At 63.0% G+C, this 12,612-nt stretch carries 14 protein-coding genes; 6 read left to right on the top strand and 8 right to left on the bottom strand.

Annotated features, from left to right (window positions below; translation table 11 throughout):
* Nucleotides 1-173: 173 nt before the first annotated feature.
* Nucleotides 174-2,513: a glucose/quinate/shikimate family membrane-bound PQQ-dependent dehydrogenase gene (locus tag QD408_RS19510; protein ID WP_414140432.1), complete on the top strand. Its 2,340-nt coding sequence runs from the start codon at nt 174-176 to the stop codon at nt 2,511-2,513.
* A gap of 99 nt (nt 2,514-2,612) precedes the next feature.
* Here QD408_RS19510 and bla read toward each other — a convergent pair whose 3' ends face one another.
* From bla to dmeR, 3 genes are all read right to left on the bottom strand, one after another.
* Entirely contained in the window at nt 2,613-3,506 is an 894-nt protein-coding gene (gene bla, locus QD408_RS19515) for a class A beta-lactamase (RefSeq protein ID WP_414140433.1), read from the bottom strand.
* A gap of 98 nt (nt 3,507-3,604) precedes the next feature.
* Nucleotides 3,605-4,588, bottom strand: coding sequence for a CDF family Co(II)/Ni(II) efflux transporter DmeF (gene dmeF / locus QD408_RS19520; RefSeq protein WP_414140434.1), 984 nt, complete (start codon nt 4,586-4,588; stop codon nt 3,605-3,607).
* Between the two features lie 122 nt (nt 4,589-4,710).
* The gene (gene dmeR / locus QD408_RS19525; protein ID WP_126920599.1) at nt 4,711-4,983 is read right to left on the bottom strand and encodes a Ni(II)/Co(II)-sensing transcriptional repressor DmeR; all 273 of its coding nucleotides are present in this window, start codon (nt 4,981-4,983) and stop codon (nt 4,711-4,713) included.
* Between the two features lie 269 nt (nt 4,984-5,252).
* On the opposite strand from dmeR, the gene QD408_RS19530 reads away from it, so the two are divergent.
* Nucleotides 5,253-5,747 (top strand): N-acetyltransferase family protein, encoded by a 495-nt coding sequence (locus QD408_RS19530; protein ID WP_414140435.1) that lies wholly within the window; start codon nt 5,253-5,255, stop codon nt 5,745-5,747.
* 15 nt (nt 5,748-5,762) lie between these two features.
* On the opposite strand, the gene QD408_RS19535 is transcribed toward QD408_RS19530, so the two are convergent.
* The 3 genes from QD408_RS19535 to QD408_RS19545 form a co-directional block, all read right to left on the bottom strand.
* Nucleotides 5,763-6,677 (bottom strand): c-type cytochrome, encoded by a 915-nt coding sequence (locus QD408_RS19535; RefSeq protein ID WP_414140436.1) that lies wholly within the window; start codon nt 6,675-6,677, stop codon nt 5,763-5,765.
* A 145-nt stretch (nt 6,678-6,822) separates the two neighbouring features.
* Nucleotides 6,823-7,263 (bottom strand): c-type cytochrome, encoded by a 441-nt coding sequence (locus QD408_RS19540; protein WP_088682239.1) that lies wholly within the window; start codon nt 7,261-7,263, stop codon nt 6,823-6,825.
* Between the two features lie 132 nt (nt 7,264-7,395).
* Complete coding sequence (locus QD408_RS19545) at nt 7,396-8,031, bottom strand: LysE family translocator (RefSeq protein WP_088682238.1); 636 nt, start codon at nt 8,029-8,031, stop codon at nt 7,396-7,398.
* 129 nt (nt 8,032-8,160) lie between these two features.
* On the opposite strand from QD408_RS19545, the gene QD408_RS19550 reads away from it, so the two are divergent.
* The gene (locus QD408_RS19550) at nt 8,161-8,856 is read left to right on the top strand and encodes a helix-turn-helix transcriptional regulator (RefSeq protein WP_414140437.1); all 696 of its coding nucleotides are present in this window, start codon (nt 8,161-8,163) and stop codon (nt 8,854-8,856) included.
* A 15-nt stretch (nt 8,857-8,871) separates the two neighbouring features.
* Here the strand turns inward: QD408_RS19550 and QD408_RS19555 are convergent, their stop codons facing one another.
* Nucleotides 8,872-9,717 (bottom strand): metallophosphoesterase, encoded by an 846-nt coding sequence (locus QD408_RS19555; protein ID WP_088682236.1) that lies wholly within the window; start codon nt 9,715-9,717, stop codon nt 8,872-8,874.
* A gap of 108 nt (nt 9,718-9,825) precedes the next feature.
* Nucleotides 9,826-10,428: a superoxide dismutase gene (locus QD408_RS19560; RefSeq protein ID WP_003569477.1), complete on the bottom strand. Its 603-nt coding sequence runs from the start codon at nt 10,426-10,428 to the stop codon at nt 9,826-9,828.
* Nucleotides 10,429-10,639: 211 nt separating this feature from the next.
* On the opposite strand from QD408_RS19560, the gene QD408_RS19565 reads away from it, so the two are divergent.
* The 3 genes from QD408_RS19565 to QD408_RS19575 all read left to right on the top strand — a co-directional run bounded on the left by QD408_RS19565 (nt 10,640) and on the right by QD408_RS19575 (nt 12,607).
* Complete coding sequence (locus QD408_RS19565; RefSeq protein ID WP_414140438.1) at nt 10,640-10,966, top strand: hypothetical protein; 327 nt, start codon at nt 10,640-10,642, stop codon at nt 10,964-10,966.
* 195 nt (nt 10,967-11,161) lie between these two features.
* Complete coding sequence (locus QD408_RS19570; RefSeq protein WP_414140439.1) at nt 11,162-11,815, top strand: class I SAM-dependent methyltransferase; 654 nt, start codon at nt 11,162-11,164, stop codon at nt 11,813-11,815.
* Between the two features lie 60 nt (nt 11,816-11,875).
* Entirely contained in the window at nt 11,876-12,607 is a 732-nt protein-coding gene (locus QD408_RS19575) for a sulfite exporter TauE/SafE family protein (protein WP_088682233.1), read from the top strand.
* Nucleotides 12,608-12,612: the final 5 nt, after the last annotated feature.

Raw genomic sequence — 12,612 nt, forward strand, 5'->3', positions numbered from 1 at the left:
CCGTGCGTAGCGACCGCCTCCATCCGGCCGGCGGCCTATTCCAAGCCTCCGCATTGACGGGTCCGCTGCGGCAAATGTGGCCGTTGAAAGGCATCTCCTTCGCGCTATCTGGCTGATCGGCGGGGACTTTCCGCCATTCATTCACCCGGCTAAATCAAGCGGGAGAGAGCCTTATGGCGATCGTCATCACCTCCATTTTCTTCATCATCATCGGACTGGCCCTCGGTGGCGGCGGGCTCTGGCTCGTCACGCTCGGCGGCAGCGCCTTTTATCTGTTCGCCGGCCTGATGTTCCTCTTCACCGCCGGATTGCTCCTGATGCGCAAGGCGGTGGCGCTCTGGGTCTATGCGGTGCTCGTCGTCGTAGCGCTCGCCTGGGCGATCTGGGAGGTTGGTTTCGACTGGTGGCAGCTCGGGCCGCGCGGCGGCGTCGTCATCCTGCTCGGGCTCTGGCTGCTGACGCCATGGATCCGCCAACCGCTCGGCTTTCGCAGCCCGACCGGCATCACCTATGGCGCCAACCCATGGCCGCTCGCCGTGCCCCTGATCCTCGCCGTCCTCGTCGCCCTCTATTCGATGACGACAGACCCCCATGATCTTGCCGGCGACTTGCCGACGGATGCCGTCGCCGCCAACGCCGCCTTCGGCGGCAGCGTGCCCGATGGTGAATGGCATCAATATGGCCGCACGCCCTTCGGCCAGCGCTATTCGCCGCTCGACCAGATCAACGTGCAGAACGTCTCGACGCTGAAGGAAGCGTGGCGATACCAGACCGGCGACGTCAAGCGGCCGGAGGATATCAGCGAGACGACCTATCAGGTCACGCCGCTCAAGGTGAAGGACACGCTCTACCTCTGCACGCCGCATAACTGGGCGATCGCGCTCGACGCCAAGACCGGCAAGGAGAAATGGAAATACGACGCCAATTCCGGCATGAATCCCAACCGGCAGCACCAAACCTGCCGCGGCGTCACCTACTATGCCGATCCAACGGTCGCCGCCGGTCAGCCCTGCGCCGAGCGCGTCTACCTGCCGACATCAGACGCCCGGCTGATCGCGCTCGATGCGGCCGACGGGAAGGTCTGCACCAGCTTTGCCGATCAGGGCGTGCTGCATCTCGAAGCCGGCATGCGCTACAATCCGGCCGGCTATTACTACTCCACCTCGCCGCCGGTCGCGGTGGCCGGCAAGATCATCATCGGCGGGGCCGTGAACGACAATTATTCGACGCAGGAGCAGTCCGGCGTCATCCGCGCTTTCGACATCAATAGCGGCGCGCTGATCTGGAACTGGGATTCCGGCAATCCCGATGCGACCACGCCGATCGCCGAGGGCCAGACCTACACCACCAACTCGCCGAACAGCTGGTCTGTCTTCAGCGTCGACGAGGGGCTCGGCATGGTCTACATCCCGCTCGGCAACCAGGTGCCGGACCAGCTCGGCATCAACCGCAGCGACAATGTCGAGAAATTCTCGTCCTCGATCGTGGCGCTCGACATCGCCACCGGCCAACTGCGCTGGGTGCGCCAGACGGTGCATCACGATCTCTGGGATATGGACGTCCCGGCCCAGCCGGCGCTCATCGACCTGACGAAGGAGGACGGCACCGTCGTTCCCGCGCTCGTCGGCCCGACCAAGCAGGGCGACATTTATGTGCTCGACCGGCGCACCGGCGAGCCGATCATCCCGGTCAAGGAAATTCCCGCGCCGGGCGGCGCAATCTCCGGCGATCATACCTCGCCGACGCAGCCGATCTCGAACCTCACCTTCTCGCCCGAGCCGCTCAAGGAAAAGGATATGTGGGGCGTATCGCTGTTCGATCAGCTCGCCTGCCGCATCGATTTCCACCGCTACTATTACGAAGGCCGCTACACGCCGCCTTCGCTTAAGGGAACGATCGTCTATCCCGGCAATTTCGGCACCTTCAACTGGGGCAGCGTGGCGGTGGACCCGGAACGGCAGATCATGTTCGGCATGCCGACCTACCTCGCCTTCACCTCGCGCCTAGTGCCGGCCGCCGACATCCCGCCGAAGGGCCAGGATGAGAAGGGCAGCGAACAAGGGCTCAACCGCAATGACGGCGCCCCTTACGGCGTCTTCATGGGCCCGTTCCTCGGGCTGCTCAAGATCCCCTGCCAGGCGCCGCCATGGGGCTATGTCGCGGGCGTGGACCTGCGGACCGGCAAAATCGCCTACATGCACAAGAACGGCACCGTGCATGACATGACGCCGCTGCCCCTGCCCTTCAAGGTCGGCGTGCCCGGCATCGGCGGGCCGATGCTGACCAAGGGCGGCATCGCCTTCCTGGGGGCAGCGGTCGATAACTATCTGCGCGCCTACGACGTGACGAACGGCCGGCAGCTCTGGGAGGCGCGGCTTCCCGCCGGCGGCCAGGCAACGCCGATGACCTATACCACCGACGACAACAAGCAATATGTCGTCATGGTCGCCGGCGGCCACGGCTCGGTCGGCACAAAGCCCGGCGATTACGTGATCGCCTATACCCTGCCGTGAAGGAGTCCTCTCCTTGAGAGAAAAACCCCTCCCTACAAGGGCAGGGGTTTTCACGCGCGAACCGCACAGCCATCGATCATGCTCTTCGCATTTTCCGCTTCAAACCATCTCGACGATCATGCGACCGACTTCGGCAAAGATCGGATTGAGCTCCTTCGCCGGCACTGTCGCCTCGCTGATATAAACGGCCGCGACGATCGGGCCGCGATCCGGCGGCCAGATTACCGCGATATCGCCGAGAGAGCCGTTCGGGCCGGTGCCGGTCTTGTCGCCGGCCTTCCAATCCTGGGGCAGCCCGGCCCGCAGCCGCTCCTTGCCTGTGGTGCTGGCCACCAGCCAGGCGATCAGCCTGTTGCAGGAAGCTTCGGTCAGAACTGAGCCGAGCGTCAGATTGCCGAGCGTGTCGAGCATCGCGTCCGGCGTGGTCGTGTCACGCGGATCGCCTTTCCGGCCTTCATTCAGCGTCGGCTCGGTGCGGTCGAGGCGGGTCGTGCCGTCGCCGATCGAGCGCAACCAGTCGGTCAGGGCTGGCGGCCCGCCGAAGCTTTCGAGCAGCAGGTTGCCGGCGGTGTTGTCGCTCACCGTCACCGCCGCCTCGCAGAGTTCGGCAATCGTCATGCCGTCGGCGTCTGCGTGTTTTTCGCTGACGGGAGAATAGTCGACGAGCTTCTCCTTGCCGTAGCTCACACGCCGGTCGAGGCTCTCCTCCCCCTTGTCGACCCGGGCGAGGACGAAGCCCGCGGCCAGCGCCTTGAAGGTGCTGCACATCGGAAAGGCCTCGCCGCCGCGATAGCCGAAGGAAATGCTCGTCTGAGTGTCGAGCACCGAGACGCCGAGGCGGCCGCCGGTGCGTTTTTCCAGCGCAGCGAGACGGTGCTCGATGTTGTCGGCACTCTCTTCAGCATTGGCAGGGCGCGCCAGCGCGGGCAGGCCCAGAGCAGGCAGGCAAACTGCCGCGCCGATCAGCACGCGGCGGGTCAAACTGATATTCATGAAATCCTCCGGCGAATGAGAAGGACAGCGTTACGGCGCGATTGCGGCGGCATCTCGTCATACACAGGGCGGGTTTCATCCCGCTGTGACTTTGTCGGTCATGCAGCGCGCGTAACCTCGACCGTCACATGCGACAATTCCTCGAGCGCCGACAATCTTCCCTTGTAGAAAGCCGGGTCGCGCGGCTGCGAGGTGACGACGGCGACGATCGCGGCATGATGGCCGGGGCCGACCTGCCAGACATGCAGGTCGGTGATCAGGTCATCCTCCGTCTCGATGGCCTCACGGATTTCCCCCGGCAGCGACTCACCTTCGGGCACGACATCGAGAAGGACACCGCCTGAGGACTTCATCAGGCTCCAGGACCAATTGGCGATCACCAGCCCGCCGACGATGCCCATGAGGGGATCGAGCCACAGCCAGCCGTACAGGCTGCCGAGGGTGAGTGCCGCGATGGCGAGCACGGAGGTCAGAGCATCGGCGATGACATGCAGATAGGCGGCGCGGATATTGTTGTCACCGGCCTTTCCGTGGTGATCGTGGCCGCTGTGGTCGCCATGGTCGTGATGATGGTGCCCATGGTGGGTATGGCCGTGATGGCCATGCGCGTGATGATCGTGGCCGCCGCCGGCAAGCAGCCATGCGCTGGCGAGATTGACGGCAAGGCCGATGACGGCGACGGCGATCGCCTGGGCAAAACCGATCGGCACGGGATTGGAAAGACGCAGCAGGCTTTCCCAGGCCATCAGCACGGCGATCAGAGCAAGGATGATGGCGCTGGCAAAGCCGGCGAGATCGCCGAGCTTGCCGGTGCCGAAGGTGAATCGCGGATTATGCGCCTGCTTTCGGGCGAAGAGATAGGCAAGCGCCGAAATCAGAAGAGCGCTGGCATGGGTCGACATGTGCCAGCCATCGGCGACGAGCGCCATGGAGCCGTAGACAGTGCCGGCTGTGATTTCCGCCACCATCATCACCGCCGTCAGCGCGATCACCAGCCAGATGCGCCGCTCGTTGCGCGTATGATCGGCGCCGAGGAAAACATGGTCATGTTCCATTGCAGCTTTGTCGATTCCGGCACTCATTACAGGCTCCTTCGTCACGGCACTTAGGGCAGTTCAGCTTTTCACGAAAAGGCAGAACCGCCATAAGTTTTTGTTTTTAAATGTCGTTATCGCAAACCGCGTACACTTTTGCGCGGCATGCTCTAGCGGATATAGGTTCTCAAGACTTCCGATATTTCCTCGACCGCCTCCGCCCTCGCCGCATCGTCTTCGGCGTTCAGCACATGTTCGCGCAGGTGGTCGTCCAGTACCTCGCCGGTCAACCCGGTCAGGGCGCCGCGCACCGAAGCGAGGAGTTGCAGGATCTCTCCGCAAGGGCGCTCGGCCTCGAGCGCCCGCTCGACCGCTTCCATCTGCCCCTTGAGGCGGCTGATGCGGGCGATGAGCTTCTTCTTCTGCAAAGCGGTGTGGGACATAGGGAGCCTCTATTTAATATAGGGGGGTATACTATATTGAAGACGCAGTCCAATGAAAAGGGCGCGTCTCCATGCGATCCGCCATTGACAAAAGCCGCGTTTGCGAGGATCTATCACCCATGATCGAAAACGCGCACCAGAGCCGCTCGTATTTTTGGCTGTACCTGTAAAGGGCGGCTGGACAGATCATATTGTCAACAAGCCGCCGTCAGGCGGCTTTGTTGTATCGGCAGCGTCCTGACGGCAGAATATCAAAGGACGCGAAGACCATGACCGAAATCGAAGACAGCGAAATTTCACTGATGCGCCCGTCGGTGGTGACGATCCGCACCGCCAAACCCCGCGACCTGCCCGAACTCAATGAGATGATCGCGCTGCTCGCCGCCCATCACGGCGACCCGTCAGGCACGACGCCGGAGCAATTGGAGCGCGACCTCTTCGGCCCCCTGCCCTGGATCACCGCGCTCGTCGCCGAGACCGACGAAGGGCTGATCGGCTACGCCATTCTCGTGCCGCTCTACAGAGCCCAGGAAGGCAAGCGCGGCATGGACCTGCACCATCTCTTCGTGCGCGACGGCCATCGCGGCCACGGCACCGGCCAGTTGCTCGTCGACCGAGCTCGCGAAACGGCGCGCAATGCCGGCTGCGGCTACCTCTCCGTCAGCGCCGCGACTGGAAATGTCATGGCGCACCGCTTCTACGAACAGCTGGATTTCACGCCCCGCCCCGTGACCGGCATGCGCTACATGCAATCGATCGCTTGAGGCTGCAGACCTGTCCTACCGCCCCGGCACGGCCTTCAGATAGGCAGCGATCGCCTCGCGGTCGGAGGCCGGCAGGTGGGCGATGTTCTGCTGCACGTCGACCATCGAGCCGCCGACGGAATCGAAATCCGGCGTGAAGCCGGTTTCGAGGTAGCTTGCGATATCGGCTTCGCTCCATCCGCCGATGCTCTTGGAGGCCGGGGTGATGTCGGGTATGCGGCCCTTGCCTTCCGGATTCGGAGCGCCGGCGAGCCACATATTGGCCGTGAAGCCGCCGAGCGCGTCGCGCGGCGTATGGCATTCGCCACAATGTCCGGGGCCTTCGACGAGATATTGCCCGCGCTTCACCTTGTCGTCGCTCTTGGCGAGCGCGACGCGCGGCTGATCGTTGAAATAGAGGAATTTCCAGCCGCCGAGCGCAAGCCGGATGTTGAAGGGGAACGGCAGCTCGTGGGGCGGCGTGACGTTTGCGCTCTTCGGCAGGGTTTTCAGAAAGGCGAAGAGATCGTTGACGTCCTTGTCGCTCATGCGGGAATAGGAGCCATAGGGAAAAGACGGGTACAGATGCTCACCATCGGGACCGACGCCGCGCTTCATCGCATTGCCGAATTCGGCGAGCGTCCAGGCACCGATGCCGGCCTTCTCATCCGGCGAGATGTTCGGCACGTGGAAAGTGCCGAAGGGGCTCTTCAACGCGAGGCCGCCCGACAGCGTCAGCTTGGCGTCGCCTTCGGAACCGGGCGCGGCATGGCAGCTGACGCAGCCGCCCGTCCAGAAGACCATCTCGCCGTTTGCCGTGTCCGGCGCACCGAGATTGGCCCAGTGGCTTTCCGGCAGCGGATCGGGTGCGGTGACGAGATAGAAGGCGCCACCGCCGAGAACGGCGACGCCGATCAGACAGAGCAGAAACCGGATGAACCTGCGGACCATGCGCCGCCTCCCCTTTTGCCGAGATTTCCATGCAAATCGATCCCCCGATCGATCCGCGCAGGCGGAGAATAAGGCGATCCGCGCCGGCGGCAAGGCCGGCGCGGATCCAGTATCGGAGCATTTCCGTTTCTTTCCGGCCTACCGCTCACTTGCCGAGGCGATAGGCCTTGTGACAGCCGCCGCAATTGGCGCCGAGCGTGTTCATCGTGGCGCCGACGGCCGCAGGATCGGCAGGAAGCTGGGCCAGCGCGGTTTCTGCATCGGTGGAAAGCTTGGCGGCGCGCGCCTTGAAGTCGTCCATGTTTTCCCAGATCTTCGGGCTCGCCGCTTCGTCGCCCGTCTCCGTGCCCGGCTTGAACTGGTCGGGGAAAACCTTGGCCGTTGCGGCGATCGTCGTCAGCGCCGCCTTTACCGTTTCGGCATCATAGGGCTTCTCGCCCTTGGCGATGGCGGCCATGGCGCCCGCCGAACCGCCGATCTTCTTCATCAACGCAACGCGCGAATCATGCGTGCCGTCGGCGGCGGTCACCGAACCGGCGGCCATGCCGGCCATCGCCAGGGCCGCAGCTACTGCTTTCCAATTCATATTCCTCTCCATTTCTCCTCGGCCAGGGGTGGCCGGAGGCCAATCTGCACCGGGAGCATGACAAAATCCATGCGCCCTCGCGGTCACGTTTTGCCGGATGATCATAAAAACAATGTGATAAGCAGCAACGGCTCAGGCGGTTTTCCAACCTTGCCAAAGGCTGAAGGCGGAAACAGCGATCAGCAGCATTCCAGCGAAACGGCCGACAAAGGCCGTAGCATCGGGGTTTGCGACCAGCAGGTCACGGCTGCGCCCGGCCGTCATCGCGAGCGTGCCGTAGACTGCGAACTGGGTGAGGACAGTCATGGCGCCCATGATCAGGCCCTGTATCCAGACCGGTCCGTATTCCGGTCTTAAGAACTGCGGATAGACGGCAAACATGAAAATATAGGCTTTCGGGTTGACGAGACAGGTGAGCGCGCCCTGGCGGAAAGCCCGCCAGCTGGAATGCGCCGTCCCCGGCCCGACCGCTTCGACGGTGATCGAGCTGCGGATCAAAGAAATGCCGATCCAGATCATATAGGCGACGCCGGCAAAGAGCAGCACGTTGAAAAGCTGCGGCAGCATGGTGACGAGCACGCCGACCCCGGCCGCGCCATAGGCCGAATGCACCGCGCCGCCCGCCATGATGCCGCCGGTCGCGGCCAGCCCCCGCCTGATGCCGCCTGTCAGCGAATTGGCGAGCACGAAGAGCATATCCATGCCCGGCACGATGATGATGCCGAAGAGAAGGGTGAAGAAGAGCCAGAGGTTTTCATGGTAGTTCATGTCAGTTGCCCACTCCGAGTCCTTCGGAATTTTCGAAAGACTGTTATTGATTTCAATTCGATAGATGGCTCTATAGCGAAACCCAACTGACAGTGTATTGTCAGGAGCGTTGGGAGCGGAGGCAGGAAAATGCGCAAGGCCTCACGGCTTTTCGAGATCATTCAGATCCTCAGGCTGGCGAGAAAACCGATGACGGCGGCTGTGATGGCCGAGACGCTCGAAGTGACCGTACGCTCGATCTACCGCGACATCGCGGCACTTCAGGCGATGCGGGTGCCGATCGAAGGCGGACGCGGCATCGGCTATATCATGCGGCCGGGCTTCGACCTGCCGCCGCTGATGTTTTCGATCGAGGAGATGGAGGCGATCGTGCTGTCGCTGGCGCTGCTCGAACGGACGGCGGACGAGGAACTGAAGCAGGCCGCCCGCCGCGTCAACCGGAAGATCTCAGGCGCGGTGCCGGCGCCGCTGCGCCAGGCGATGGACAGCAAGGCGCTCTATGCCTGGGGCACGATCGCGCAGCCTCCCGCCGGATTCGACCTTGCGATCGTCCGCCGCGCGATCCGCGACGAGCAAAAGCTCATGCTCGGCTACCGCGACGAACTCGGCCGCGCGACCGAGCGGACGATCCAGCCGATCGCGTTGATCTACTATTCACAGACCGCCAATGTCGTCGCCTGGTGCGAATTGCGCCAGGCGATCCGCAATTTCCGCAGCGATCGGGTGGAACGTTGCGAAGAGGCCGAGGATTTTTTCAAGGGCGACGGCGACCGGCTGCGGGAGTTGTGGACGAGTGGGTGGACAGAGACGAATGCGCCCGCCTAGCAGCCGCCCCGCAGCCTAATAGAGCAACGTGCGGCTCTCTTCGCGGCCGAAGCCGCGGATTTCGATGCGGTCGGCATGGACCTCGACGATCGCGAAGGCGTTTTCTTTCTCGGTGTCGACCACGCCCTTGAAATTGACGAAGTGGCAGGCGCCGGCCATGCCGTAGTTGCCGGCATGGTCGTGACCGTTGAGATAGGCGACGACATGACCTTGCGAGGCGAGCAGCGCGACAATGCGCTCACTGTCCCACATGCCATGCTCGCCGGGCGGATGCACCGGATAGTGGTTCATGACGATCACCTTCTCGCCGGCTGCGGCGGCACTTGCGATTTCATCGCCGAGCCAGGCGAACTGCTCGTCGCTCAGCGCCGCGTTCCAGCGATGGGCGTTGCGGGCTCCCTTGGCCTCCAGCTCCGCCAGCATCTGCGCGGCAAGCGCGCGGTGAGGATGGCCCTCCGGCGGCGCGAAGATGCTGACCTCGTTACCGTCGAGCACGATGAAACGCCAGCCGTGGCGGGAGAAGCTGTAATAGGGCGACGGCATGCCGAGGCGCCCGGCGACTTCGGAGAGATGCCCCGAGGAAACCGAGAAATCGTGGTTGCCGAGCAGGAAGAGCGTCTCATGCCTCAGCGTCTCATAGACCGGCAGGATATCGTCGAAGCTTGCGAAGCTGCGGTCGATGACATCGCCAAGCGTCATGACGAAGCTCAACTCCTCGCCGTTGAAGACCTCGATCGCCTCGGCGACCTTGGCGAGGCTGTTGGCGTAAAAGCGATCCATGGCCGCATGCGGCGCGATCGCCGCATATTGCGGATCGGCGATGATGCCGAAGCGGAACAGGGGAAGAGCAGAAGAAGACATGGAGCGTGATTAGGAGCGGCCGGTGACAGAGATGTGACGGCTGCATCTGAAAACAGAACACCCGGCGTTTTGGGCGCCGGGTGCGGATTTCAGTGCAGCCAGTGTCGATTACTTCGTGGCTTCTTCGTAGCGTTCCAGGACGTAGTCCCAGTTGATCAGGCTGTCGACGAAGGCTTCGAGGTACTTCGGACGCGCGTTGCGATAGTCGATGTAATAGGAGTGTTCCCAGACGTCGACGCCGAGGATCGGCGTGGCGCCATGGACAAGCGGGTTTTCGCCGTTCGGGGTCTTGGAGATTTCGAGCTTGCCGTTCTTGACGGAAACCCAGGCCCAGCCGGAGCCGAACTGCGTGGCGCCGGCATTGGCGAAATCGGCCTTGAACTTGTCGTAGCCGCCGAGGTCGGAGGCGAAGGCAGCTTCGAGCTTGCCCGGCAGCTTGTTGCCGCCGCCGCCCTTCTTCATCCACTTCCAGAAATGGATGTGATTGTAGTGCTGGGCGGCATTGTTGAAGAGGCCGGCATTGGTGCCGAAGGACTTCTTCACGACGTCTTCGAGCGAGAGATCCGAAAGGCCGGCTTCGGCGGCAAGCTTGTTGCCGTTGTCGACATAGGCCTTGTGGTGCTTGTCGTGGTGAAACTCCAGCGTTTCCTTCGACATGAAGGGAGCAAGCGCTTCGTAATCATAGGGAAGTTCAGGCAATTCGAAAGCCATGTCAGATCTCCTCTTGGCAATAGATTGCGTCATCGGCAGGTGAGGCGGAACATAGGAGGGGAAGCACGGAGAGGCAACCGGCGAAATATCAAAAAACGCGCCGCCGAAGGAAAATTTGCCTCACTTGCGGAGCTGGAATCGCGCCTGCAAATCGCCTGACATGCCCGCCGCGAAATAGCTACGCCAGCGGCCACAGCACCGGAGAAAAGATATGAACAGGAATATAATCCAGCTTCTGACTGCGGCCGCGCTTCTTTCCATGGCAGGCGCCGCACGCGCCTCTTCAGACGAGGCCTGGCAGCAGCTTGCGGCCGATGTGGAGGCAAAATGCACGAAGCCGGCGGTCGCGATCGAAAAGCCGGTCGCCACCGTCGATCCTTTCGGCAGCTCCCATTACGGGCTCGCCCTGCTCACCGGCAAGCCGAAGGGCGCCAAGGGTCTCGTCGCCCAGATCTGCGTCTACGACAAGCAGAAGAAGACCGTCGAGATCGGCAGCGAGCTGGACGCCGGGAAGCTCGGGCTCACGCCGGCAAAATAGCCGCCGCAGGGCCGTTCGGCGGCATTGCGTCATATCCGAGCGGAACCGAAACCCACTCTTGGGAGTTGAAGATTGGGGTTTAGAGCGCCCAGCGTTTCAACGGGATGCACCAGGGTGCTCTGACATTTTTGAAAGGCGCATAATCCATTCCGGAAACGATCGGAGTTCAGGAATTGTGCGGTAGGGAGGTGCCGGATGCCAGAGCTTCGCAGCAGCGCGGAAGATCAGCAGAAAATCTATCAGCGCTGGGCGCCGGTCTATGACCGCGTCTATCGGGGCATCCTGCGCGATGGCCACCGTAAATTGGCCGCGCTCGCCGCTGCGGCCGGCACCGATATACTGGAGATCGGCGTCGGCACCGGCCTGACGCTCGGGCACTATCCGCGCCGCTGCCGGGTGACCGGCATCGACATTTCCGAACACATGATTGCGCGCGCCCGCGAAAAAGCGAGGCGTGAGAACCTGCAGCATGTGCAGGCGCTCGAGGTGATGGACGCACATGCGCTCGCGTTTGCCGACCGGTCCTTCGATGCGGTGTGCCTGCCCTTCGTCATCACCCTGATCCCGGAGCCCGAGCGGGCGCTGGACGAATGCGCCCGAGTGCTGCGGCCGGGCGGCGAGATCATCCTCGCCAGCAAGCTCGGCGAAGGGACCGGCCTGCAAGGCGCGATCGAGACGGCGGTGGCGCCTCTAGTGCGCCACATCGGCTGGTCTTCCGCCTTCCGCATCCGCCGCATCATCGCCTGGGCCGAACGTCGCGGGGATTTTGCCGCTACCGACATCATGCCGGTCTTTCCGAACGGCTTTTTCAAGATCGTCCGGCTGAAGCAGCGCGGATTTGCCGCCTGAGACCGAAACCTTCTTCCCGCGTCGCATGTTCTGATGCTACCGTTCGTCCGAGGGGACTGCATGACATCGGATATCTTCTTCTTCATCGCCGTCGGCTTCTGCGCACAGATCGTAGACGGCGCACTCGGCATGGCCTTCGGCGTGCTGTCGACGACAAGCCTTCTGGCCTTCGGCGTGCCGGCGGCCAATGCCAGCGCCATGACGCATGTGACGGAAATGTTCACGACGGCCGCGTCCGGCCTTTCGCATGCCTATCATCGTAACGTCGATTGGCGTCTGGTGGCGCGGCTTGCGCCGGCCGGCATGATCGGCGGCGCGATCGGCGCCACTCTGCTCGCCAATATCGACGGCAAGACGATCGAGCCCTACGTTTCGGCCTATCTGATCGCAATCGGGCTGCTGATCCTCTACAAGGCCTTCCGGCCGCCGCTGCGGCGCGAGGTGCGCGACTGGGCGGTGCCGCCCGTCGGGCTGTGCGGCGGCGTGCTCGATGCGATCGGCGGCGGCGGATGGGGTCCGATCGTCACCAGCACGCTCGTCGGTCGCGGCCACGACCTGAAGCGGGTGATCGGCTCGACCAACTTCACCGAATTCGCGGTGACGCTGACGATTTCAATCACCTTCGTCGCGACGCTGGGCTGGTCGGAACTCAATTCGGCGATCGGCCTCATCATCGGCGGCGTCATCGCGGCTCCCTTCGGGGCGATCCTCGTCAAACGGCTGCCGGTGCGGCCGCTGATGGTGGCGGTCTCGATGATCATCATCGCGACTTCAGCCTTCCGGCTCCTGTGACGCAG

The sequence above is a fragment of the Rhizobium sp. BR 249 genome (assembly GCF_047445895.1).
GTDB lineage: Bacteria > Pseudomonadota > Alphaproteobacteria > Rhizobiales > Rhizobiaceae > Rhizobium.

Coding starts and splice junctions, on each gene's coding strand:
- QD408_RS19510 (WP_414140432.1), top strand. CDS start 174: ATGGCGATCGTCATCACCTCCATTTTCTTCATCATCATCGGACTGGCC.
- bla (WP_414140433.1), bottom strand. CDS start 3,506: ATGAATATCAGTTTGACCCGCCGCGTGCTGATCGGCGCGGCAGTTTGC.
- dmeF (WP_414140434.1), bottom strand. CDS start 4,588: ATGAGTGCCGGAATCGACAAAGCTGCAATGGAACATGACCATGTTTTC.
- dmeR (WP_126920599.1), bottom strand. CDS start 4,983: ATGTCCCACACCGCTTTGCAGAAGAAGAAGCTCATCGCCCGCATCAGC.
- QD408_RS19530 (WP_414140435.1), top strand. CDS start 5,253: ATGACCGAAATCGAAGACAGCGAAATTTCACTGATGCGCCCGTCGGTG.
- QD408_RS19535 (WP_414140436.1), bottom strand. CDS start 6,677: ATGGTCCGCAGGTTCATCCGGTTTCTGCTCTGTCTGATCGGCGTCGCC.
- QD408_RS19540 (WP_088682239.1), bottom strand. CDS start 7,263: ATGAATTGGAAAGCAGTAGCTGCGGCCCTGGCGATGGCCGGCATGGCC.
- QD408_RS19545 (WP_088682238.1), bottom strand. CDS start 8,031: ATGAACTACCATGAAAACCTCTGGCTCTTCTTCACCCTTCTCTTCGGC.
- QD408_RS19550 (WP_414140437.1), top strand. CDS start 8,161: ATGCGCAAGGCCTCACGGCTTTTCGAGATCATTCAGATCCTCAGGCTG.
- QD408_RS19555 (WP_088682236.1), bottom strand. CDS start 9,717: ATGTCTTCTTCTGCTCTTCCCCTGTTCCGCTTCGGCATCATCGCCGAT.
- QD408_RS19560 (WP_003569477.1), bottom strand. CDS start 10,428: ATGGCTTTCGAATTGCCTGAACTTCCCTATGATTACGAAGCGCTTGCT.
- QD408_RS19565 (WP_414140438.1), top strand. CDS start 10,640: ATGAACAGGAATATAATCCAGCTTCTGACTGCGGCCGCGCTTCTTTCC.
- QD408_RS19570 (WP_414140439.1), top strand. CDS start 11,162: ATGCCAGAGCTTCGCAGCAGCGCGGAAGATCAGCAGAAAATCTATCAG.
- QD408_RS19575 (WP_088682233.1), top strand. CDS start 11,876: ATGACATCGGATATCTTCTTCTTCATCGCCGTCGGCTTCTGCGCACAG.